The sequence below is a fragment of the Pseudomonas sp. KCJK8993 genome, from assembly GCF_046230915.1.
GTDB classification, from domain to species: domain Bacteria; phylum Pseudomonadota; class Gammaproteobacteria; order Pseudomonadales; family Pseudomonadaceae; genus Aquipseudomonas; species Aquipseudomonas piscis.
On sequence record NZ_JBJJLO010000004.1, the window covers coordinates 92,401 to 116,154 of the forward strand.

The following is a 23,754-nucleotide window of genomic DNA, read 5'->3' on the forward strand; positions in this document are numbered from 1 at the left end:
CCCTCCAGGCAAGACCAAAAAAGACAGCCCGAAGGCTGTCTTTTTTGCTCAGTCCTTTTCCAGCGGGGAAAAGAGCAACCGGCCCAGGCCGCGCCAAGTCTTCTTGTCCCAGGCCTTGAGCGGGATCTGTGCCAGCAGCTCGCGCGCCAGCACCCGGTCCCGATTGGAGACCTTGAGAAACATCGAGTTCAGGGCCTTGTAGCGCACCTCGTCGTACAGCGGATGATCACTGAACAAGGCGTAGGTACGCAGGATGTTGTCGATCATGAACCGATGGTTCTTGTAGGAGTTGGTGGCGTGCTTGCGATAGCGTGCCATCACCACGTTCAGGCCATCGATGAAGTAACCCGCATGGGTGACTTTCAACTCGATCAGCAGGTCTTCGAGACGGATGTTCGGATCGAAACCACCGACCTTGTCCAGTGCTTCGCGGCGAATCATCAGGGTCGGCGCCGGCGGATAGGGCTTGCGCTCCAGGAACATATCCTCGAAGTCCAGGCGCCGGAACGGCACGTCACGGCGCTGGCGCTTCTCGGGGAACAGGTTGCCATCGCTGTCGATCAGCTCGATGTTGCCCGCACAGATACCCACTTCAGGCTTGCCATCCATGTAGGCCACCTGAATGGCGATACGCTCGGGCACCATGATGTCGTCGGAGCCGAACGGCACGATCAGACTGCCCCTGGCCCGGGCTATGGCGCCATTGAGCGTGTTGGTCAGTCCCTGGTTCTGCTGGACCCGAAAATCAAAGCCATAGCGCTCTTGCAGACGCTGGATGCGCTCGACGCTGTCATCCTTGGAGCCATCGTCCACCACCAGCAACTCGATGTTCGAGTAAGTCTGGTTGATGACGCTGAGGATGCTCTGCTCGATATAGGGCGCATGGTTGTAGGAGGCGATGATCACCGTCACCACAGGTTGCTGGTCTGTCATTACTGCCTCTTGCCCGCCTGATTCAAACCCGAGTCGATCAACTGCAGGTATTGCGCACGGAATACCTCGATATCATGTTCTTTCTGCAAATAGCGATAGGCTTGCTGTCCCTTGGCGACCAATTCCTCGTCGGACAGTCCCAGGTAGGCATCCAGCGCCGCCGCCAGCGCCGGCACATTGGCCGGCTCCACCGCCAGGCCGCCGGCGCCTTCGATCAAGGGCAGCATGGCCGGCACGTTGGAGGCGATCACTGGCAACCGTCCGCTCATCCCTTCCAGCAAGGCCAGGCCGAGACCTTCGGCCAGCGACGGCATGGTCCAGATGTCGAAGGCCCGCACGTATTGCAGGGCGTTCTCCTTGAAGCCCAGCAGGTGGGCACGGCCCTCCAGGCCCAGGCGCTGGATCTCGGCGCGCAGGCTGGCTTCCTCGCGGCCGGCACCGATGATCGCCAGCTGGGTCTGTGGATACTTGCCCTTGAGCTGGGCGAACGCCTGCAGCAGGTAGGTATGCCCCTTGACCGGCACCAGCCGCCCCAGCGCGCCGACCAGGCGTACTGCCGGATCCAGCCCCAGCAACTCCCGGGAGCGCTCGCGGGAGTGCTGCAGGGCCTCGGCCTGCTCGATATCGATGGCGTTGGTGATGGCCCAGGTGTTCTGGTCGGTAAAGCCGCACCGGCAATCGAGCAGGTACTGCTTGACCGCTGGCGATACGCCGACGAAGCGCCAGTGCCGATCGATCAGGCGCTGGGTCTGGCGCCGCCGGTAGAACCGATCGTACTCGCCGAACCCGTGGGAAATGCCGATGCACAACGGCACCTTCAGCCAGCGGTTGAGCGCCAGCATCATGTTTACCGGCTTGAAGCGGTTGCAGATCACCACATCGAACTTTTCCTTGCGGCAGAACTGGTACAGCCGCCACATGGCCCGCAGGCGCATGCCCTTGAGGGACTTGTCGGAAAAATCGAAATACACCGAGTGGTCGGCCCGGCTCACCGGGTCGTTCGGCCCGGGACGGCCACGCAGGAACGCTGCGGTGACCTCATAACGCTCGCCGGGCAAGGCCTTGACGATCTGTTCGGCCAGGTCGGCGAAATCATGGGATTTGACGTTGTAGTCCGGCTGCAATTGCAGGACCTTGAAGCGCTGGCTCATAACTATCCCCGGTGGAAACCTGTGTCATCGATGAGCCAGGACGACTCGCCGGCCAGGGCCTGGACCGCCTGTGCATCGGGCTCCGGCAGCTCCGACCATTCATTGCGCTTCCAGCACACGAAGTGAAAATAAGGAAAGGTACGAGCGCCATCGCGATCATTGGTCAGGCGCCCATCCTTCCAGTACCAGCACGTCGGGAAGTTGCGGCTGCCGTCATGCCATTTGATGACTCCACCGGGGGTGCTGAACGCCTCGGTGAACTCGCTGCGACGGCGCTCCGGGTTGAACTTGCCCACCAGCTTGAACAACGGCTCCGGGAAATTCTTGCGCCAGAGGAAGATCCGCGTGAACGCTCCCTCGTCCAGGGCGTGATGCTGCTGGTCGACAAAGCGCTCCTGCCAGTTCTTGATCTTGCGGAACAACTCGCGCTGGCGGGCGTTGTTGCGAATCAGGCACAAGTGCCCGGCGACCCGCCGCTCGTGGGTGGAGAACAGGTCATGCTTGGCCAGGCGCTCTGCCGTGAAATAAGCCCGCAGATCGCCATAGACCAGGTCGATATCGCCAAAGCCCCAGAAATCGTAGCCTTCCAGCCGATCGGCATGGATAAGCCCGAATGCCGGTCGGATATCGCAGATCTTGTAGGCGGCCTTGGGCGCGAAATCGATGCCCAGGCGTTGGGAAACCAGGGCGCAGTAGTCGGCGAAGCTCATGCTTTCATGCCTGACGTTCGGCGGCAGATTGTCCGGGACCCCGCAGTCGCTGAAGAACAGCCAGTCGATATCCGGATTGCGTCGGCAGCTTTCCAGGAAGAACGGCATCCAGAAAGGCCAGCGCCCGAAGTAGGGCATGAGGAACAAGATTCGCGGACGAGGATTGATCACAAAAGACTCACTGTCGATTCGGGCGGTAAAGCGCCCCTTTGGTTATGTCTGTTTACCGCTGCCGCAACAGCCAGAACAGCTCGTGCCGCCTGACCGCCTTGCGGAAAAACTCGTTCTCGCCCAAGGCCGAAGGCACCCTGCCGGCCATGAGGCGTTGTATCGACCTGCGCAGGCGCCGCTTGAACGGCATCCTCGGTTGCAGGTCGTGCATCATGCCCAGGGCCATGGCCTTGTCATACTGCTCGGCCTGGGAAAGCGGCAGGCACCAGGGTCGTAGCGCACTGCTCGCGTCGAACACCGGTGGCAAGGCGATACCCGCCCCCGAGTCACCCATCGGCCAGCGATCATTGTCGTGCAGGTGATTGGCGTAGCCGAGCACCGTGTCCGGCTGCCACTCCAGCCCCTCCAGCGCCTGCATCACCGCCGCCTGGGCGCAGATATGGTCCGGGTGCGGGTCCAGCGAAGGGTGGGGCAGCACTATGACTTCGGGGCGGGCCTTTAGCAGCAACTCGCGCAGGTCGGCCAGCAGGTTGTTCCAGGTCGGCAAGCCATCGCGGTCGGCGGGCAACGGGAACGGATTGAACTGGCGGAACAGGCGGATATCGCTCAGTTGCGCTTCACGGGAAGCCACCGGCTGCTCTGGAGCCGCCTGCATCGCGCAAAGTTGCAGGCAGAAGTATCCCAGTTGCACGCAATGGGCTTCGGGAACCCCGGCCCAGCGAGGCACGGCGATACTGTCCCAGGCCCGCAGGCGTCCCTTGAGCCGCGCCGCTGCCGATGGCTCCAGGCCCATGGCCTGATAATGCTCGGCCTCGATCTCCCCTGCCGTCAGGGTCACGATCCAGGCTTCGTCCGCCTGGCTATACAGGCCGAACGCCGCCAGCTCGGCATCGTCGGCATGGGGCGCGATAACCATGACCCGCTGGCAGCGATAATCGGGATCGCGCCAAGCCAGCAACTGCGGCTGGATACGGATTCGGCAGTGACGCCCGCGCAACTGCAGCTCGCCACTGGCCAACGAATCGGCCAAGCCGCTCAGGTTGAGGTAGCGCAGGCCATCGACCCCGCGCTCGAAGCCTTGGCGATCGAGGCTCTGGCCACCCGCGACCTCGATGGCCGGGTCGAAGAACCGCCCCAGCCAGGAACTCTTGACCTGTACCCCGAGGACTAGGGTTTCGCCAGGAGCCAGCTCCAACGGCGACTCCGGCACCAGGCGTCCAGAGTCCAGGCGCACGGGGATCTGCCGGGCCTGATCGCCGAAATCGTAGAGATAGTCATCCTTGGGCGAATAGAACAGATGGTCGGCGAACCAGGCCTCGTGGGCCAGCCAGGCCCCCACCGCCAGCAATAACGGCAACCACCAGGCCACCAGGACGCCAGCCAGCAGCAACAGCACCAGGCCGACCAGCAAGGCGATTCGTTTATGGCGCCGGTGGCGCTTGAGCAGTTGCTGCTTGCGGCTCATGGGCTGACTCACACCTGGAAAACCGGCACAGGATTGCACCAACGATCCTTGTATTCACGGTCGGCACGACCGAAGGAAAACCGTAGCGGCTTGTCCAGCGCCCGAGCCTGTTCCCAGGCGCTCTGGGTATTGAGGAAACTCAGCACGCTGCCGGGACTGAACTCCCGGGTCTCGGGGTCGACACCGCCATTCACGTACTCGACGCTGATCCACTGCGGGGCTTCGACCCGATAGATCAACTGCACGGCGATCGGGGCATCATTGAGGAAAATCACCGAGCCGATCAACAATTCGCGCAGACGCTCCAGCACCTCGGCCATGCGTTCGGCACCGGTGGCGGCGAATCCCCAGCGCCGCTGGAAGAGATCGCAGTAGATAGCCGCCAATTCAGGGCTGCTGAACTCGCTCACCGGACGCACCACGCCGCCCGCCTCCTCCAGCAAGCGCAGTTCCCGGCGCTGGTTGTAGCGGAACTTCTTCGACAGTTCTTCCGGGGTGCGAGCCATGGCCAACTGCTCGGCCTGGGGCCGCTGGCCGGCGAAACGCCCCTCGTTGAGGGCCGAAAGGTAGCGGCCACGATGGCGCAACGGAGCCTGGGCGTGCGCCGCTGCCGGCAGGATCAGCTCGGCATTGCCGATATCGAACAGCCCTTTCTTGCCCGCGCGCTTGAGCACATCCTTGGACAGCGCCAGGTCCCGGCCCCAGGTAGCGATGGCCGCCTGTAGCTGGCCGTCGCGCTCCCAGGCCAGGTAGCGCACTGGAATCTGCGCCAGGTCCGCCAGTTGCTCGACCACCAGCGGATGAGTCGCCACGCTGCCACCAAAACGCTGCCAGGCCTGGGCATAGGTCGATGCGTCAATGACTGACCAGCCGCGTTCGCGCCAGCCTTGGAATCGATTGAGCATCAGCCCCTCGCGGTCAGTTCGGTGACTTGTGGCAGGCGCCAGAATACGTCGCGTACGGCCCGATCGGAGAACCGCTCGCGCAAGCGATCGAGCATCAACTCGGCGCAGACCCGGCGCTGGTGCTCGTCCATCGCCGCCAGGTGCTGCAGGCCCTGGGCCAGGTGCTCGATATCCCCCAGGGGAAACAGGATGCCCACACCCTCGACCACTTCCTTGGCCCCGCCGCACGCGGTGGCCAGCAAGGGCACGCCGGCGGCCATGGCCTCCAGCAGGACCATGCCGAAAGGCTCGTGGTCGGAGCTCAGGGCGAATACATCGAACGCCCGGAAATAGCGCCGGGCTTCTGGAACCTGGCCGAGGAACAGCACGCGATCGGCAATCCCCAGCTCGCGGGCCAGGGACTTGAGATCCTTGTCCAGGCGGCCGCTACCCAGGATCGCCAACTGGCTGCCCTGGGGGAGCTGCGGCACTGCCGCGGCGAAACCACGCAGCAAGGTGGCCTGGTCCTTGTCCGGATGCAGGCGCCCGACGTTACCGACGATCCAGGCATCGGCGGGCAGGCCCAGTTCGGTGCGGGCCTCGGCCCGGTTCAACTGGCTGGCCTGCAAGGCCTCCAGGTCGATCCGGTTGTACAGGGTCTGGATCCGCTGCGCTGGCCACTTGGGCAGGCAGGCACGCATGTCGTCGCGTACTGCGTCGGAGACCCCGAGCAGGCTCAGGCGCTTGCCGAACAGCCCGGCGAACAGCTTGCGGCTGCCGCGCTTGTAGTCGCTGAACGCATGGTGGACGCCGATCACCGGCAGGCGCGTCCCCAGCAGGGCGATGTAGATCGGCTTGAAACGATGGGCGATGCAGAAGCTGAAGTTGCGCGATGCGGCGATCTTGCGCAGGTCACGGATGGCGCCCAGCTTCAGGCCACGAATGGCCTTGGAGCTGTACTCCATGAACAGCACTTCGTCGGACGCGCAACCCGCGGCGACCTCGGCATCGGCAACCCCGGTCAGAAAGACCGTGGTCACCCGATAGCCGCTGCCCGCGAACAGGTTGGCATATTGCCGCGCGCAGTCCAAGAACGGCCCGTCATAGCCGTGGCAGAACTGCAGCACATGGCGTTCAGCCGACCGTGTCATAAGGATCCACGCCGTCTTTGACCACCAGGATGTCTTCCATGATCAGGTACTGCAGGTCGGACCCGTAGAACATGTTCAGGGCGTCGGTCGGCGAGCAGATCATCGGTTCGCCGCGGCGGTTCAGCGAGGTGTTCAGCGACACGCCGTTGCCGGTCAGGACTTCCAGGGCCTTCATCATGTCGTAGTAGCGCGGGTTGTATTCGCGCTTGAGCACCTGGGCCCGGGACGTGCCGTCCTCGTGGACCACTTCCGGCACCCGGGTCTTCCACTCTTCAGCCACTTCGAAGGTGAAGGTCATGAAGGGTGCCGGATGATCGACCTTGATCATCTGTGGTGCGACGGTGTCGAGCATCGACGGGCAGAAAGGCCTCCAGCGCTCGCGGAACTTGATCTGCTCGTTGATCCGGTCGGCCACGCCCGTGGCGCTCGGGCAACCGATGATCGAACGGCCGCCCAGGGCGCGCGGGCCGAACTCCATGCGGCCCTGGAACCAGGCCACCGGGTTGCCGTCGACCATGATCTTGGCGATGCGCTCGGGGGTGTTGTCGATCTGGCGCCAGGCCGGCTGGTTCGGGTGCCGGGCACAGGCGGCGATCACGTCTTCGTTGGAGTACGAAGGGCCGAGGTAGACGTGCTCCATCTTCTCCACCGGTACGCCACGGGCGTGGGAGACGTAGGCCGCGGCACCGACGGCGGTACCGGCGTCGCCGGAGGCCGGCTGGACGAACAGTTCCTTCACGTCCGCACGGGCGATGATCTTCTGGTTCAGCTTGACGTTCAGCGCACAGCCGCCGGCGAAGGCCAGCTTGCCGGTTTCCTTCAGGGTGTCGCCCAGGTAATGGTCGATCATCTGCAGGGCCAGCTTCTCGAACAGTGCCTGCATACTGGCGGCGTAGTGGATATACGGCTCGTCGGCAATGTCGCCTTCGCGCTTGGGGCCCAGCCACTCGATCAGCTTCGGCGAGAAGTAGAAACCCTTGCCCTTCTCTTTATAGCGACGCAGGCCGATGACGTTGGCGTAGTCGGTGTTGATCACCAGTTCGCCGTTTTCAAAGCTGGCCAGGCGCGAGAAGTCATATTTGCTGGCATCGCCGTAGGGCGCCATGCCCATGACCTTGAACTCGCCATCGAGCATCTCGAAGCCGAGGAACTCGGTGATCGCGCCATACAGGCCACCCAGGGAATCCGGGTCGTAGAATTCCTTGATCTTGTGGATCTTGCCGTTCTCGCCGTAGCCGAAGAAGGTGGTGGCGTACTCGCCCTTGCCGTCGATCCCGAGGATCGCGGTCTTCTCCTTGAAGCCCGAACAGTGGTAGGCGCTGGAAGCATGGGCCAGGTGGTGCTCGACCGGTTCGATCTTGATCTTCTTCGGATCGAAGCCCAGTTGCTCCAGGCACCAGACGATCTTCTTGCGATAGCGCTTGTAGCGACGGTTGCCCATCAGGATCGCGTCCAGGGCACGGTCCGGGGCATACCAGTAGCGCTTGGCGTAGTGCCAGCGCGCCTTGCCGAACAGGCTGATCGGGGCGAACGGGATCGCCACCACATCGACGTCGGAAGGCTTGATCCCGGCCTGTTCCAGGCAGAACTTCGCCGACTCGTAGGGCATGCGGTTCTTTGCATGCTTGTCGCGCACGAAACGCTCTTCTTCAGCAGCGGCAACCAGCTTGCCGTCGATGTACAGGGCCGCCGAAGGATCATGGCTAAGGGCGCCGGACAGGCCAAGAATCGTCAATGCCACAGGGGTCTAGCCTCGTTTAGTCTGCATGCGGGCGCAAAGCGCCTTGAAAAAAAGTGTGCTCGCAAGAGGGCGAGAAACAACGAAAGGGCGGGATTATAGCGTAAAAGCAGGGGCAAGCCTCTAGCGGCAAGCCACAAGCCAGACTACATCGCGGCGCGCCCGCCCCATCGCCGCCACGACCCAGGAACATCCTCCAGGTTCATCGCGGCGATGGCAGCGACCACAGGTCGCAGGTCAGGCCTCAGACGCGCTGGGAGCCTTGGGCAGGCGCTGATCAATCACTTGATACAACTTGCTGCTTTCAGGCCAGTTGCGCATGAAACGTGCGCGATCACGGGCATAAGCCGCAGCGAAACTCCCCACGCTGGAATGCTGGCACATGGAATCCAGGTCGATCAGGGACCAGCGATCCTCCTGCCAGAACAGGTTATGCCCCTTCAGGTCGCCATGGCTGATGCGCTCCCTGAGCAAACTCGCGAAGAGCAGGTCCAGGGCCCGCAGCTCCGGCTCAGGCGCCTCGCCACTGTCGACGAACGGCGCGAAGCGCTCGATGATGTCCGGCCCCGGCAGGTACTCGGTCACCAGGTAGGCCCGCCGGCGCAGCCAGAGGAAACGTCGCTCCAGCACGGCCAGGGGCGTGGGCGTGGCGATGCCGAGGAAGGCCAGGCGATTGCCTTCGCGCCATGAGTGCCAGGCCCGGCTGGGACGCCAGAAACGCTTGAGCCAGTGGGCGAAGCCCTTGATGTTGTAGCGCTTGAGCACCAGGGTGCGCCCCGCGGACTCGATCCGGCCGACACTGGCCGCGCCACCGGTCTTGTACAGATGCCCCTGGTCCAGCAGGGCGTCGGCCTGCTCCAGCACCGGCAGCATCGCCGCCTCTTCCTCGCGCCGGATCGCCCTCAGGGCAAAAGGCCCGCGATGCACGCTGAACAGCGTGCACTCGCGGCCGACCTTGCTCAGGAAATCCCGCAGGCGCCAGCCTCGCACCTTGTCCACCTGCTTCTGCAATACCTCCAGGGGCAGCGCATGCTCGGCATTGGCCAGCAGGTAATGCACCAGCAACTCCTCGGTGAAGGGCTCGAGGCTCTTGGGGAGCTGGGCGAAGAACACCCCGAGATTCTCCAGGACTTTCTGCCGCGACAGGGGCTTGCCCGCCTCTTCGACGCAGATGCCCGCACCATCGATCAGGTGCAACTGGCCGTCGTGGCGCAACAGGTTGTCCAGGTGCAGGTCTTCCTGCCACAGGCCCTTGGCGTGCAACCGGGCAATCGCCCCCAGTGCCTCGGCCAGGACCTCGACCTGCTCATCGGCCAGCACTGGCAAGGCCTGCACCTGGCTCCAGGCGTCGCCCAGGCTCCGTGCCCCCTCCAGGAACTCGAAGAGCAGCCAGCCGCCCTCGCCTTCCTGCAAGCCATCGGCCAGCAGCAATGGCGTGGTCAGCCCCTGTTCCGCCAGCAGGCGCACACCTTGCAGTTCCCGCTGGAAATGCCGTGCCGCCTTGGGGCCGACCAACAACTTGGCCAGCACCGTGCGCCCACGCCAGACCCCGGCGCCGACGTAACGCTGCCCCGGCAGCACGCGCAGCACACTCAATAACTGCAACTGCGCCGCACCAGCGGCGTCCGCCAACTCCAGGCTCAGGGGCAGGGTCGGATTGCGTCCTGCATTCTTCAGCTCGGACAAACGCATCAGCGAGATTCCTTGTGGCTGCTGCGGGCACTGAGTCGGGCGACCCAGGCGTCCAGCAGGGAGCTGTCCAGGGGCTGGTCGAGGTAGGCCGCCAACAGGTAGCGCACATCCTCGACGCTCCACACCGAAGCCCGGCGCAACAGGGGCTCGAGATCCTTGACCCGGTCGCGCTGGCCGAACAGCAATGGCCGGGTTTTCTCCAGGTCGATCAATTGCGCCTGGTAACCCGCCCCTTCCGGGCGCAGGAAAATATGCTTGGGGTAGAAGCAGCCATGTACCTGGCGCCGGCCGTGCAGCTGGCGGGCCAATTGCCCACAGGCCTCGAGCACCGCCCGGCGCTGGGGCTCGGGCATCTGCGCCCATTGCGCCAGCAGCGCATCCAGGTCGTCCCAACCATCCAGGGCCCGGGTCATGAGGATCGCCCGAGTCTGGCCATCGACCTTGCGCATGCCGAAGAACACCGCCTGCAAGGCCGGGATACCCAGCTCCTGATAGCGCCGGATATTGCGAAACTCGCGGGAGAAGCTCGGCTCGCCGAACGGATGGCGCAGGGTCCGGGTCAGGTAGTTGGTTTGCCGCTTGAGGTAGAACCCACGCCCCTCCACGTCCAGGCGATAGACACTGCTATGGCCGCCACGGCCGGTATTGGGTTCGTCCACCGCATCCAGTTGCCTGGCCCACAGCTGGTCGAAAGTGCCAAGGCCGTTGCGCTCCAGCAGAACACGTTCCTCGGACGCCAGGAAATCAGTCATTCACGTCCCTCGAAAAATCTCACCACGTGGCGAATACGCTCCTTGTCGGAGGCACTCAAGCGATCGCGCTGGCGATACTGCAGGTAGAAGCGCAAGCGCTGGGTGGCGGAAAGATGGTACTTGGCCACCTTGTCCAGGCAGGCCAGGTCCTTGGTGATCCGGTACTTGAGCCAGAACCCGCGCCAGAAATCGCCGTTCGGACAGTCGATCAGGTACAGGCGGTCCTGGTCATCGACCAGCAGGTTGCGCCATTTCAGATCGTTATGAGTGAAACGATGGTCATGCATGACGCGGGTGTAGGCAGCCAGCTGGCGGCTGATCCCGTCGACCCAGCGCCGGTCCTTGAGCTTGGGGTCGTTGCGCTCGGCCAGCACCGACAAATCCTCGGTCCGCGGTAGCTCGCGAGTGATCATCGCCCCCCGGGAGTAAGCCAGGCAGCGCCGCTCCAGGCCCCAGGCCACCACCTCGGCAGTGGGAATGCCCCACTTGGAGAAGCGCTTGAGGTTCTGCCACTCGAACTTGACCCGGGGCTTGCCCAGGTAGCGCCGCAGGTTCTTGCCGGCACCGGTGTAGCGCTTGACGTAATAGTTGACCCCGTCACGTTCGACACGCACGACATCGGACAGCGGGTCGCGAGTCAGATGCTCACCCTCGAGGGCGAAAACCCCTTCCAGGCTGCCGAAATCTTGTGCCAATGCCTGGTAGGCAGGGTCCAGGTTCCAGCTAGCCATCAGAGCGCATCTCCGTACCTTTGCTTGCGTGCGTAGAGTTTTTCAGCCTTGCCCTCGAGCCAGGCCAGCAGCGGCGCTTCCTCGGCGAGAATCCGCCGCAGCGGTTGCTGGAAGTAACCCTTGAGGAAGCGCAGCTTGTCACGACGCGTCAGGCCGATATCCAGGGCCGAGAAGTACAGGGCCGCCAGGTCCTTGTTACGCCAGCGCCGGGTGATCTTCGCACGGGTCTGGGCCCGGTGCAGGTCGATCAGCGACAGCTTCAATGTCCCCGGAGTGATCGGTCGGTCGGTGTGCAGCAGGAAGTGGCAGATGTAGCAGTCGCGATGGTTGACCCCGGCGCGATGCATGGTGCCGGTCATGCGCGCCACCTCGGCGATCAGCGCCCGCTTGAGCGCAGGTGCCGGCGGCTGCTTGACCCAATCGATACTGAAGTCCTCGAGGCTGATGGTCGGCGCCAGCTCCTCGGTGACGATGAACGAATGCTGGTTCGCCGGGTTGGCGCCGCGCTCGCCATAGGCCACGGCGGTCATGGTGGGCACACCGGCCTGGTGCAGGCGTTCCAGGGCCAGCCATTCCTGACCGGCACCCAGCACCGGCAGCTTGGCGGTCACCAGGTTCTTGGCGATCTCGCCCCAGCCGATCCCCCGGTGGATCTTCACGAAATACCCACGGCCGGCGACTTCCGTACGCAAGGTACGGCGCGCTTCCAGCTCGCGATAGACCTGGCCCTTGAGCTCCTCGACGGCGGTGAACGCATCGCGTCCAGCCCAGAGGCTCTTGAAGGGCTCGGCAAGCATCAACTTCATCGGTGTTGCTCCGCCAGAATCACATCCGCAGCGTGCTGCGGCATGCTGTAGAGGTCGGCCGTCTCGGCGAACGCCAGGCCGTTTCGGCTCCAGGTCGCGCGTGCAGCATCGTCGGTCAACATGGTGGTGAGGTATTGGTTGAGCTGCGCCTGCTCCAGCGGTTCATCCAGCACCAGGCCGCTTTCGGCCTCGGCGATGTAGTGGGCATAACCGCAAACCGCGCTGACCAGCACCGGCAGGCCGGCGACCAGGGCCTCCAGCAGCACGGTCCCGGTATTTTCGTTGTAGGCCGGGTGGATCAGCAGGTCGGCGCCCAACAGGAAACGCGGGATATCGCTGCGCCCCTTCATGAACTGCACCTGGTCACTCAACCCCAGGGCGGCGCTCTGCACCTGGAATACCTTGGGGTCGTCCTGACCGATTACAAATAGCCGGGTGCGTTTCTTCAGCGCCGCAGGCAAGGCCGCCAGGGCCTTGAGGCTGCGATCCACGCCCTTGGTCTTGAACCCGGAACCGATCTGCACCAGCAGCAGGTCGTCGTCCTTGAGGTCGAACTCGCGGCGGAACCCGGCACGGATCTCGGCCGCGTTGGCCGGCGCCCGACGGTCCTGGGCAATCCCGGGTGGCAGCAGGTGGAAACGCGACAGCGGGGTGTCGTAGTGCTTGATGAACAGCGGTTGCTGGACTTCGGAGATCATCAGGATCTCGGTCTTGGCATCCCTGGCGAACACCGCCCGTTCATACTCGGCGAAATGCCGGTAGCGACCCCAGCGCCGGTACAGGGAATGCCGCAGGTTCTGCGCCTTGTCCTCGAAGCAGCCATCGGCCGCGTAGTAGACATCCAGCCCGGGCATCTTGTTGAAGCCCACCAGCCGGTCCACCGGACGCTTGGCCAGGTCGGCCGCCATCCAGGCACTGAGTTTTTCATTGCGATGATGGTTGAACAGCGCCTTGACCGGCGCCACCAGCACCTCGAAACCAGGGGGCACGTCACCTTCCCAGATCAGGGTATAGACGCGGATCTGGTGGCCGCGCCGCTGGCACTCCAGGGCAATGCGCATGAAATCGCGCTGCAAGCCGCCAAAGGGAAAATACTTATAAAGGACAAAAGCCAATTGCATCAGCGTGGCTCCTCAGCCAATAACAAGGCGCTCAGTCGGCTGGCGACACGCTCGGGGTTGAGGCGGGTAAAGCACAGGGGCCACTCGCGCTTGAGATCGAACCGCTGCCGGTCCACGGCGGTCGGCTGGTAGGTGCACTGCTTCTGCAGGCAAGGGGCACAGGGGAAGTTGCTCCCCAGGTGGATCTGCATCCGCCCATAGGCACCGGTCAGCCCCGGATTGGTCGGGCCGAACAGCGAGATGGTGGGCACATCCAGGGCGGCGGCAAGGTGCCCCAGCCCGGTATCCACGGCGACACAGGCCCGGGCGTCGACCAGCACCCGGGCCACGCCGGCCAGGTTCAGCCTGGGCAGTACCGTGGCGTTCTTCAGGCCGCTGGCGATACGCTCGGCCCGGGCCTTCTCGGCGACATTGCCCCAGGGCAACTTGACCTCGACCCCGAGCATGCCCATGCGCTCGGCCAGCTCGCGCCAGTAGGCTTCGGGCCAGTGCTTGGTGTCCCAGGTGGTGCCATGCAGGAACAGCACGAAAGGATTCTTGCGTGGCAGCTCCACCAGCTTTTCGGCATCCAGGCCGTAGTCGCCCATCCCCTGGGGCAGGTCATAACCCAGGGCCAAGGCGAACAGCTGGCGCACCCGCTCCACGGCATGCTGCCCACGGGCCACCGCCAGGCGCCGGGAATAAAAACGCGAAGCCAGCGGCTCGCGGGCCGAATGCTTGTCCAGCCCGGCCACCGGCGCGCGCACGTAGCGGGTCAGCCAGGCGCTCTTGAGCAGGCCCTGGGCATCGATCACCAGGTCGTACTTGGTCGAGCGCACGCTCTGCTTGAAGCGCCGCCACTCGCCGCTCTTGATGGTCTGCCAGATATTCTTGCGCCAGCGGCGGATCGCCACCGGGATCACCTTGCCTACCGCCGGGTGCCAGGTGGGAATCTCGGCGAAACCCTCTTCCACCACCCAGTCGAACTTGATCCCCGGGATCGCCCGCGCGGCATCGGTGACGGCCGGCAAGGCGTGAATCACGTCACCCAGGGAAGAGGTCTTGATCAACAGTACCCGCAACTTATAGAACCTCGACCGCAGTGCCCTGCAACCGCTGCAGGGCCTCGTTCACCGACTGCGGCATCAACTGGCGCAGGCAGTTGTAATGGCCGAAGCGGCAGGTGCGGTCAAAGCACGGACTGCATTCGATACCCAGGCGCACCACTTCGACCTGATCGGCCAGGGGCGGGGTGAAACCCGGCGAGGTGGAGCCGTACACCGCCACCAGCGGACGGTTCAACGCGGCGGCCACGTGCATCAGCCCGGAGTCGTTGGACACCACGGAATCGGCACAGGACAGCAGGTCGATGGCCTCGGCCAGGGAGGTCTCGCCACTGAGGTTGACCGACTCCTCGCGCAGGCCGGGAATCAGCCGGCTGCGGATTTCCTCGCCCACGGCGTGATCGTTCTTCGAGCCGAACAGCCAGACCTGCCAACCGTCACGGATCCTGGCCTCGGCCACCTGGGCGTAGTGCTCCGACGGCCAGCGCTTGGCCTCGCCGAACTCGGCTCCCGGGCACAGCGCCAGGACCGGACGGTCCAGGACCAGGCCGAACTTGGCCAAGGCCGCGTCACGGCTCTGCGGATCGATCTGCAGGCTGGGCCGGGGATAAGGCGCAGGCAGGTCGGCGCCGGGCTCGTAGGCCAGGGCCATGAACCGCTCGATCATCAACGGATAACGCTCTTTATCGAGCTTGCGCACATCGTTGAGCAGGCCGTAGCGGAACTCGCCACGCCAGCCGGTGCGCTTGGGAATGCCGGCGAAGAACGGCACCAGCGCCGACTTCAGCGAATTGGGCAGCAGGATGGCCTGATCGTACTGGCCGGCCAGGGATTTGCCGATGCCGCGCCGGGTCGCCAGCTCCAGGACCCCGTGGCCCAGGGGGAAACTCAGGGCCCGGCGCACCTGGGGCATGCGTTCGAGGATCGGCCGGCTCCATTCGGGGGCCAGCACGTCGATCTCGCATTGAGGATGGCGCTGCTTCAGGCACTCGAAGAGTGTCTGCGCCATCACCATGTCACCGACCCAACTGGGCCCAACGATCAGAATATTCATGTGGTTTCCATAAACGAGCCGGGGAGGCATACGCCTCCCCGCCTCGAGAATCCAGCACCGCGGCCTCAGCCGCCGGTTCAGTTTTGGCGAGCCGCAAGGCCCGCCGAGTACATGACGGCCCCTGTCAGGCCGCCTAGCTTAGCCCCAGCGCGTGCCAAATCCGCAACACTTCCCGCCGCTCGGTCACGAATTGATCACCGGTGATGATCCCGGCCTCATTCTGCAACGCCTGTCGATGAGCGGCGGAACGGTAGGCCTTGTAGACCTCGCGCAGCAGGCTGGCATCGCTCGCCGACATCAGCCCGACTTCTTCCAGGCCTTCCAGGATGCGGATGTTATCGGTATAGCGCAGCAATGACGGGTGCTCTTCGGACCACGCCAGGGCCGCGTATTGCACCATAAATTCGATATCGACGATACCTCCGGCGTCCTGCTTGAGGTCGAAGGGCGCCGTGGCTTCGAAGGCATTGGCGGCCGTACCGGCGGCGGTCAGGCGGCTACCCAGGTTGTCGCGCATCTTGGCCCGCATATCGCTGACCTCCTGGCGCAGCTTGGCCAGGTCGCGATGCCTGCCCAGCACGGCGGCCCGGACCTTTTCGAAAGCCTGGCCGACATCCTGGCTGCCCACCAGTACGCGGGCCCGCACCAGCGCCTGGTGCTCCCAGGTCCAGGCCTCGTTCTCCTGGTACCGGCCGAAGGCCCCCAGGGAACTGACCAGCAGGCCCGAAGCGCCGGATGGCCGCAGGCGCATGTCCACCTCGTAGAGCTGGCCGGAGTTGGTCTGGGTGGTCAGCAGGTGGATGATGCGCTGGCCGAGCCGGGTGAAGAATTGCGCGCCATCGATGGGTTTGGGTCCATCGGTCTCGGCCTGGGGATCGCCATCGTGGATGAACACCAGGTCCAGGTCGGACCCGTGGCCCAGCTCGATACCGCCGACCTTGCCATAGCCGACGATGATGAAACCCGGATCGCACAGGGTGCCGTCGGTACGCAGCGGCGCACCATGGCGGGCCACGGTCTGGCGCCAGGCCAGCGCCAACACCTGCTCGAGGATCGCCTCGGCCAGCCAGGTCAGGTAGTCGCTGACCTTCATCAAGGGCAGGCTGCCGGCGATCTCCGATGCCGCCACGCGCAAGCGATGGGCCAGCTTGAAATGGCGCAACGCCTCCATCTGCTGCTCCAGGTCGTCCTCGGGAATCCGCGTCAGGCGCTCACGCAGCTCGGCCGCCAGCTCCGGCGCCAGGGGCGGTTTGAACAGCCGACCTTCATTGAGCAACTCATCCAGCAGCAGCGGGAAGCGGGTGATCTGCTCGGCAATCCATGGGCTGGCCGCGCACAAGGTCAACAGGCGGCGCAACGCCCCGGGGTTCTCGGTGAGCAATACCAGGTAGGCCGAGCGCCGCGCTACCGCCTCCACCAGGGGCAGCACCCGCTCCAGCACCAGGTCCGGGCTGGCATGTTCCACTGCCTGGGCCAGCAGGCGTGGAATGAAGGCATCCAGCCGTTCGCGCCCCAGGCGCTGCATGGCCCGCAACTGCGCACTGCCGCGCAGGCTGGCCAGGGCCCGCAAGGCCTTGGGCGCATCGACGAAACCAGCGTCCTGCAATTGGCGGCAAGCCGCTTCTTCATCCTGGGCTTCTTCCCACAACGGCAGCCACTCGCCGCCCACCACGACCTCGCTCTGGGCACCTTCGTCTTCATCGGGATCGGCGATCACCTGGCGGAAATGCCATTCCACCCGGGCCCGCCAATGCATCAATCGCTCATGGAAGGCCTCCCAGTCGGCAAACCCCAGCATGAAGGCGACCCGCGCCTGGTCCTGGGGATTGTCCGGGAGCATCTGGGTCTGGCGGTCGGCGATGGCCTGGATCGCATGCTCGGTATAGCGCAGGAATTCATAACCCTCGCGCAGCTCGCCGACCACCGCCGGCGGCAGGTAGCCCTGCCCTTCCAGGGTCCCCAATACCTTTAATAGAGGACGCTGCTGCAAGCTCAGGTCGCGACCGCCATGGATCAGCTGGAACGCCTGGGCGATGAACTCCACTTCACGGATACCGCCCGAGCCCAGCTTGATGTTGTCGGCCATGCCCTTGCGCCGCACTTCCTGCTGGATCAGCTGCTTCATGGTGCGCAGCGCCTCGATGGCGGAAAAGTCCAGGTAACGGCGGTAGACGAAGGGCCGCAGCAATTCCAGCAATTGGGCGCCGGAGGCCTGGTCGCCGGCCACCACCCGCGCCTTGATCATCGCGTAGCGTTCCCAGTCGCGCCCCTGGTCCTGGTAGTACTGTTCCAGGGCATTGAAGCTCAGGACCAGGGCCCCCGAGGAGCCATAGGGACGCAGGCGCATATCGACGCGAAACACGAAGCCGTCGACGGTCATCGGGTCCAGGGCCTTGATCAGGCGTTGCCCCAGGCGGATGAAGAACTCCTGGTTGTCCAGCCCCCGCTTGGCCCCGACGGTCTCGCCGCCTTCGGGGTAGGCGAAGATCAGGTCGATGTCCGACGACAGGTTGAGTTCCACGGCCCCCAGCTTGCCCATGCCCAGGATGACCATCTGCTGTGGCTCGCCGCTGCGGTGGCCGGTGGGCACGCCGAACTGCTGGCAATGGCGCAGGTACAACCATTGGTAGGCCTGGTCGATGCAGGCATCGGCCAGGTCGGAAAGATCGCGGCAGGTCTGCACCAGGTCCGCCTGGCGGGTCAGGTCGCGCCAGATGATCCGCACCTGCTGCCGGGTGCGCTGGCGACGCAGCACTCGCCCCAGTTGGTCTTCGGTCTCGGCCGCCTGCACCGCCGCGGCGATCTGCGCGCATAGCTCGCCCGGGGCGAAACCGCGATCCAGCTCGCCGGAACGGACCAGCTCCAGCAGCATCGAGGGATCACGCAGGCTCTGATCGATGACGAAGTCGCTGGCGGCACAAACCCGGGCGAATTCGCCCCATCGCTCGGCGCTCCAGTCCGCCACTGCGGCGTCATCTTCCAGGGCGGCCACCGCATTGCGAAACGATTGCTCCGCACGGCTGACCAGTGGCAGGAGAATCGCGGGGACTTGGGCAAGCGAGGGCAGGCTCATGGGCTATCCTTGATGGGCGTGGAACGTGCAGGCTGAGGGAGAGGTAGAGGACAAGCAGCGGCGGACTGTCGAACAAAAGTTAGAAATAGCTGAAAATAGATTTTTTTTAGCAGCCAGCATCAACCCACCATCTATCCGCGTCATTCATTGACCAAGAGTAACGATTATTCTCACAACACAGCAGGAGGCCACGAGCCATTCTTCTGTAGTTTTACTACTCGTCTATACATTCGAAAGGCTGAAACGGTCGATGATTTGTAGTAAAACTACACATCGCTGGAGCAACCTCCGGCAATCCAAGAATTCATAACGTCTGCCCACAAGGCCAGTCGCAAACTCAGGCAACCGATTCTGGAAGCCTTTCCGCCCTGGAGCAAGCCATGCAAGACCTCGATCCCGTCGAAACCCAGGAATGGCTGGACGCCCTGGAATCGGTTCTCGACAAAGAAGGCGAAGACCGTGCTCACTACCTGATGACCCGCATGGGTGAACTCGCGACCCGCAGCGGCTCGCAACTGCCCTACGCCATCACCACGCCTTATCGCAACACTATCCCCGTCACCCACGAAGCACGCATGCCTGGCGACCTGTTCATGGAACGCCGCATTCGCTCGCTGGTGCGCTGGAACGCGATGGCCATGGTGATGCGCACGAACCTGAGGGATTCCGACCTGGGCGGTCACATCTCCAGCTTCGCCTCCAGCGCCACCCTGTACGACATCGGCTTCAACTATTTCTTCCAGGCCCCGACCGACGAGCACGGCGGCGACCTGATCTACTTCCAGGGCCACACCTCCCCTGGCGTCTACGCTCGCGCCTTCATGGAAGGCCGCATCAGCGAAGAACAGATGAACAACTTCCGCCAGGAAGTGGATGGCAACGGCCTGTCGTCCTATCCACACCCATGGCTGATGCCTGACTTCTGGCAGTTCCCGACCGTTTCCATGGGCCTGGGCCCGATCCAGGCGATCTACCAGGCACGCTTCATGAAGTACCTGGAGGCTCGCGGCTTCATCCCTGCCGGCAAGCAGAAGGTCTGGTGCTTCCTGGGCGACGGCGAGTGCGACGAGCCGGAAGCCCTGGGCGCCATCTCCCTGGCTGGCCGCGAGAAGCTGGACAACCTGATCTTCGTCATCAACTGCAACCTGCAGCGCCTCGACGGCCCGGTTCGCGGCAACGGCAAGATCATCCAGGAACTCGAAGGCGTGTTCCGTGGTGCCCAGTGGAACGTCACCAAGGTCATCTGGGGCCGCTTCTGGGACCCACTGCTGGCCAAGGACGTCGACGGCATCCTGCAGCGCCGCATGGACGAAGTCATCGACGGCGAGTACCAGAACTACAAGGCCAAGGACGGCGCGTTCGTCCGCGAGCACTTCTTCAACACCCCTGAACTCAAGGCGATGGTTGCCGATCTGTCCGACGACGAGATCTGGAAACTCAACCGCGGTGGCCACGACCCGTACAAGGTCTATGCGGCCTACCACCAGGCGGTCAACCACAAAGAGCAGCCGACCGTCATCCTGGCCAAGACCATCAAGGGTTATGGCACCGGCGCCGGCGAAGCGAAGAACACCGCGCACAACACCAAGAAGGTCGACGTCGAGAGCCTGAAGCTGTTCCGCGACCGCTTCGACATCCCGGTCAAGGACGAAGACCTGGAACACCTGCCGTTCTTCAAGCCGGAAGCCGGCAGCGCCGAGGCCCGCTACCTGAGCGAGCGCCGCACCGCGCTGGGTGGCTTCGTGCCGCAGCGCCGCGCCATGAGCTTCAGCGTGCCGACGCCACCACTGGATACCCTCAAGGCGATCCTCGATGGTTCCGGCGACCGTGAAATCTCCACCACCATGGCCTTCGTGCGCATCCTGGCGCAGCTGGTCAAGGACAAGGAAATCGGCCCGCGCATCGTGCCGATCATCCCGGACGAAGCCCGTACCTTCGGTATGGAAGGCATGTTCCGCCAGCTGGGCATCTACTCCTCGGTCGGCCAGCTCTACGAGCCAGTCGATAAAGACCAGGTGATGTTCTACAAGGAAGACAAGAAGGGCCAGATCCTCGAGGAAGGCATCAACGAAGCGGGCGCCATGAGTTCCTTCATCGCTGCCGGTACTTCGTACTCCAGCCACAACCAGCCGATGCTGCCGTTCTACATCTTCTACTCGATGTTCGGCTTCCAGCGGATCGGCGACCTGGCCTGGGCCGCTGGCGACAGCCGTACCCGTGGCTTCCTGATCGGCGGTACCGCCGGCCGTACCACCCTCAACGGTGAAGGCCTGCAGCACGAAGACGGTCACAGCCACATGCTGGCCGGCACCATCCCGAACTGCCGCACCTACGATCCGACCTACGGCTACGAGCTGGCGGTGATCATCCAGGACGGCATGAAGAAGATGACCGAAGAGCAGCAGGACGTCTTCTACTACATCACCGTGATGAACGAGTCGTACCAGCAGCCAGCCATGCCCGAAGGTGTCGAGGAAGGCATCATCAAGGGCATGTACCTGCTCGAGGAAGACACCCGCGATGCCGCGCACCACGTACAGCTGATGGGCTCCGGCACCATCCTGCGCGAAGTCCGCGAAGCGGCGAAGATCCTGCGTGACGAGTTCAACGTCGCCGCCGACGTGTGGAGCGTGACCAGCTTCAACGAACTGCGCCGCAACGGCCTGGCCGTGGAACGCAGCAACCGCCTGCACCCGGGCCAGAAGCCACAGCGGAGCTACGTCGAAGAATGCCTGAGCGGTCGCAAAGGGCCGGTCATCGCCTCCACCGACTACATGAAGCTGTTCGCCGAACAAATCCGCCAATGGGTCCCATCCAAGGAATTCAAGGTCCTGGGCACCGACGGTTTCGGCCGCAGCGACAGCCGCAAGAAACTGCGTCACTTCTTCGAAGTCGACCGTCACTTCGTGGTGCTGGCAGCCCTGGAAGCCCTGGCTGACCGTGGCGACATCGAACCCAAGGTCGTGGCCGAGGCCATCGCCAAGTTCGGTATCGACCCGGAAAAACGCAACCCACTGGATTGCTGAGGAGACTTTTTGTGAGTGAACTCATTCGCGTACCTGACATCGGCAGCGGTGAAGGTGAAGTAATCGAACTGATGGTCAAAGTCGGCGATCGCATCGAAGCCGACCAGAGCATCCTGACCCTGGAGTCGGACAAGGCGAGCATGGAAATCCCTGCCCCGAGCGCCGGCGTGGTCAAGAGCGTGAAAGTGAAGCTGGGCGACCGCCTGAAAGAAGGCGACGAACTGCTGGAACTGGACGTCGAGGGCGCCGCCGCTGCGGCCCCTGCACCTGCCGCCCAAGCGCCAAAGGCCGAGGCCGCGCCGGCAGCGGCAGCGCCTGCCGCTGCGCCGAGCGCCGCACCTGCCGGCACTTCGGTGCAGCAAGTGCACGTGCCGGACATCGGCTCCTCGGGCAAGGCCCAGATCATCGAGCTCCAGGTCAAGGTCGGCGACAGCGTCGAGGCCGACCAGTCGCTGATCACCCTCGAGTCCGACAAGGCCAGCATGGAGATCCCATCGCCAGCCGCCGGCGTGGTCAAGGCCATCAGCGTCAAGCTCAACGATGAAGTCGGTACCGGCGACCTGATCCTGGACCTGGAAGTGGCAGGCGCCGCGGCCCCTGCCGCCGCTCCAGCCCAGGCTCCTGCGGCCGCGCCTGCCGCTGCACCTGCCCCGGCTGCCGCTCCCGCGCCAGCGGCGGCCGACAGCGTGCAGGATATCCACGTTCCGGACATTGGCTCGGCCGGCAAGGCCAAGATCATCGCAGTCATGGTCAAGGCCGGCGACAGCGTCGAAGCCGACCAGTCGCTGATCACCCTCGAATCCGACAAGGCCAGCATGGAAATCCCATCGCCAGCCGCCGGCGTTGTGGAAAGCGTATCGATCAAGCTGGACGACGAAGTCGGTACCGGCGACCTGATCCTCAAGCTCAAGGTCAAGGGCGCGGCTCCTGCAGCCGCTCCGGCGCCTGCCGCGCCTGCTCCGGCTGCCGCCCCTGCGCCAGCCAAGGCCGAAGCCGCTCCAGCCGCACCAGCACCAGTCGCTGCAGCAGCTGCCGCGCCTGCCAAGCCAGGTGCCAAGGTGCACGCCGGCCCGGCCGTGCGCCAGCTGGCCCGCGAATTCGGCGTCGAACTGAGCGCCGTGAGCGCCAGTGGCCCGCATGGCCGGATCCTCAAGGAGGACGTGCAGGTCTACGTCAAGGCCATGATGCAGAAGGCCAAGGAAGCTCCAGCCGCCGGCGCGACCGGTGGTGCCGGCATCCCGCCGATCCCGGCCGTGGACTTCAGCAAGTTCGGTGAAGTCGAAGAAGTGGCCATGACCCGCCTGATGCAGGTCGGCGCTTCCAACCTGCACCGCAGCTGGCTGAACGTACCGCACGTGACCCAGTTCGACTCCGCCGACATCACCGAGCTGGAAGCCTTCCGCGTTGCCCAGAAGGCCGTGGCCGAGAAAGCTGGCGTCAAGCTGACAGTCCTGCCGCTGCTGCTCAAGTCCTGCGCCCACCTGCTCAAGGAACTGCCGGACTTCAACAGTTCCCTGGCCCCAAGCGGCAAGGCGATCATTCGCAAGAAGTACGTGCACATCGGCTTCGCCGTGGACACCCCGGATGGCCTGCTGGTCCCCGTGATCAAGAACGTCGACCAGAAGAGCCTGCTGCAACTGGCGGCCGAGGCAGCTTCCCTGGCGGAAAAAGCCCGGACCAAGAAACTCTCCTCGGACGAGATGCAAGGCGCCTGCTTCACCATCTCCAGCCTCGGCCACATTGGCGGCACCGGCTTCACGCCGATCGTCAACGCGCCGGAAGTGGCGATCCTCGGTGTTTCCAAGGCCACCATCCAACCGGTGTGGGACGGCAAGGCCTTCCAACCGAAGCTGATGCTGCCACTGTCGCTGTCCTACGATCACCGGGTGATCAACGGCGCAGCCGCCGCGCGCTTCACCAAGCGCCTGAGCGACCTGCTGGCGGACATCCGTACCATCCTGCTGTAACTCGCGAGCCGGCCCTCCTGTCACGGGAGGGCCGGCACCGCCGCCTTTTTCGAGCGCCACGCTCGCACCTCAACCCCGTCAATCTGGCGGGGCTTTTTTTTCCGGAAAAACACCCAGGACCCCGCCGTGGACCGAACCATGCAAGTGGCGAAAAGTAACTTTGCAGAAATCCCCTTGGCTGCCGATATAAAGCTTTATAGCACTTGGCCTTCATCTCTCTTGTCAGTCGATGCGCCATGATGCAACCTTGCCGCAGGCAACAGTAAAGAGGGCGTGAGCCCGGCGC

17 protein-coding genes are annotated in these 23,754 nt (G+C 64.1%); 2 read left to right on the top strand and 15 right to left on the bottom strand.

The features are described from left to right. Positions 1 to 48: 48 nt before the first annotated feature. From ACK6AU_RS02790 to glnE, 15 genes are all read right to left on the bottom strand, one after another. Complete coding sequence (locus tag ACK6AU_RS02790; protein WP_185697471.1) at positions 49 to 933, bottom strand: glycosyltransferase; 885 nt, start codon at positions 931 to 933, stop codon at positions 49 to 51. Further along, positions 933 to 2,084 carry a glycosyltransferase gene (locus tag ACK6AU_RS02795; RefSeq protein ID WP_185697470.1) on the bottom strand — a complete coding sequence of 384 codons (1,152 nt, stop codon included), beginning with the start codon at positions 2,082 to 2,084 and terminating at the stop codon, positions 933 to 935. Before ACK6AU_RS02795 ends, ACK6AU_RS02790 begins: the two co-directional genes overlap by 1 nt. Before the next feature lie 2 nt (positions 2,085 to 2,086). Next, complete coding sequence (locus tag ACK6AU_RS02800; protein ID WP_409297634.1) at positions 2,087 to 2,965, bottom strand: DUF6625 family protein; 879 nt, start codon at positions 2,963 to 2,965, stop codon at positions 2,087 to 2,089. A 52-nt stretch (positions 2,966 to 3,017) separates the two neighbouring features. Continuing rightward, complete coding sequence (locus ACK6AU_RS02805; protein WP_185697468.1) at positions 3,018 to 4,430, bottom strand: PIG-L deacetylase family protein; 1,413 nt, start codon at positions 4,428 to 4,430, stop codon at positions 3,018 to 3,020. Between the two features lie 8 nt (positions 4,431 to 4,438). Continuing rightward, positions 4,439 to 5,335 carry an antimicrobial resistance protein Mig-14 gene (locus ACK6AU_RS02810; protein ID WP_085595555.1) on the bottom strand — a complete coding sequence of 299 codons (897 nt, stop codon included), beginning with the start codon at positions 5,333 to 5,335 and terminating at the stop codon, positions 4,439 to 4,441. After that, a complete protein-coding gene (locus tag ACK6AU_RS02815) occupies positions 5,335 to 6,465 on the bottom strand; it encodes a glycosyltransferase (protein WP_409297637.1) in 1,131 nt (376 codons plus the stop codon). The genes ACK6AU_RS02810 and ACK6AU_RS02815 overlap by 1 nt, the downstream gene beginning before the upstream one ends. Next, on the bottom strand, positions 6,449 to 8,206 hold the full coding sequence (locus ACK6AU_RS02820) for a carbamoyltransferase (RefSeq protein WP_185697465.1): 1,758 nt from the start codon (positions 8,204 to 8,206) through the stop codon (positions 6,449 to 6,451). Before ACK6AU_RS02820 ends, ACK6AU_RS02815 begins: the two co-directional genes overlap by 17 nt. A 234-nt stretch (positions 8,207 to 8,440) precedes the next feature. Continuing rightward, complete coding sequence (locus ACK6AU_RS02825) at positions 8,441 to 9,895, bottom strand: lipopolysaccharide kinase InaA family protein (RefSeq protein WP_409297639.1); 1,455 nt, start codon at positions 9,893 to 9,895, stop codon at positions 8,441 to 8,443. Continuing rightward, positions 9,895 to 10,647: a lipopolysaccharide kinase InaA family protein gene (locus tag ACK6AU_RS02830; RefSeq protein ID WP_185697463.1), complete on the bottom strand. Its 753-nt coding sequence runs from the start codon at positions 10,645 to 10,647 to the stop codon at positions 9,895 to 9,897. Before ACK6AU_RS02830 ends, ACK6AU_RS02825 begins: the two co-directional genes overlap by 1 nt. After that, entirely contained in the window at positions 10,644 to 11,378 is a 735-nt protein-coding gene (locus ACK6AU_RS02835; RefSeq protein WP_185697462.1) for a lipopolysaccharide kinase InaA family protein, read from the bottom strand. The genes ACK6AU_RS02830 and ACK6AU_RS02835 overlap by 4 nt, the downstream gene beginning before the upstream one ends. Next, the gene (gene rfaP, locus ACK6AU_RS02840; RefSeq protein ID WP_185697461.1) at positions 11,378 to 12,184 is read right to left on the bottom strand and encodes a lipopolysaccharide core heptose(I) kinase RfaP; all 807 of its coding nucleotides are present in this window, start codon (positions 12,182 to 12,184) and stop codon (positions 11,378 to 11,380) included. The genes ACK6AU_RS02835 and rfaP overlap by 1 nt, the downstream gene beginning before the upstream one ends. Continuing rightward, complete coding sequence (locus ACK6AU_RS02845; RefSeq protein WP_185697460.1) at positions 12,181 to 13,305, bottom strand: glycosyltransferase family 4 protein; 1,125 nt, start codon at positions 13,303 to 13,305, stop codon at positions 12,181 to 12,183. The genes rfaP and ACK6AU_RS02845 overlap by 4 nt, the downstream gene beginning before the upstream one ends. Next, a complete protein-coding gene (waaC, locus tag ACK6AU_RS02850; protein ID WP_409297643.1) occupies positions 13,305 to 14,366 on the bottom strand; it encodes a lipopolysaccharide heptosyltransferase I in 1,062 nt (353 codons plus the stop codon). Before waaC ends, ACK6AU_RS02845 begins: the two co-directional genes overlap by 1 nt. Before the next feature lies 1 nt (position 14,367). After that, positions 14,368 to 15,402 (bottom strand): lipopolysaccharide heptosyltransferase II, encoded by a 1,035-nt coding sequence (gene waaF, locus ACK6AU_RS02855; RefSeq protein WP_409297645.1) that lies wholly within the window; start codon positions 15,400 to 15,402, stop codon positions 14,368 to 14,370. Between the two features lie 133 nt (positions 15,403 to 15,535). Further along, positions 15,536 to 18,475, bottom strand: coding sequence for a bifunctional [glutamate--ammonia ligase]-adenylyl-L-tyrosine phosphorylase/[glutamate--ammonia-ligase] adenylyltransferase (gene glnE, locus ACK6AU_RS02860; RefSeq protein ID WP_185697457.1), 2,940 nt, complete (start codon positions 18,473 to 18,475; stop codon positions 15,536 to 15,538). Between the two features lie 380 nt (positions 18,476 to 18,855). Between glnE and aceE the strand changes: the two genes are divergently transcribed. Then, entirely contained in the window at positions 18,856 to 21,501 is a 2,646-nt protein-coding gene (gene aceE / locus ACK6AU_RS02865; RefSeq protein WP_185697456.1) for a pyruvate dehydrogenase (acetyl-transferring), homodimeric type, read from the top strand. Positions 21,502 to 21,512: 11 nt separating this feature from the next. Then, entirely contained in the window at positions 21,513 to 23,468 is a 1,956-nt protein-coding gene (aceF, locus tag ACK6AU_RS02870) for a dihydrolipoyllysine-residue acetyltransferase (RefSeq protein ID WP_409297648.1), read from the top strand. Positions 23,469 to 23,754: the final 286 nt, after the last annotated feature.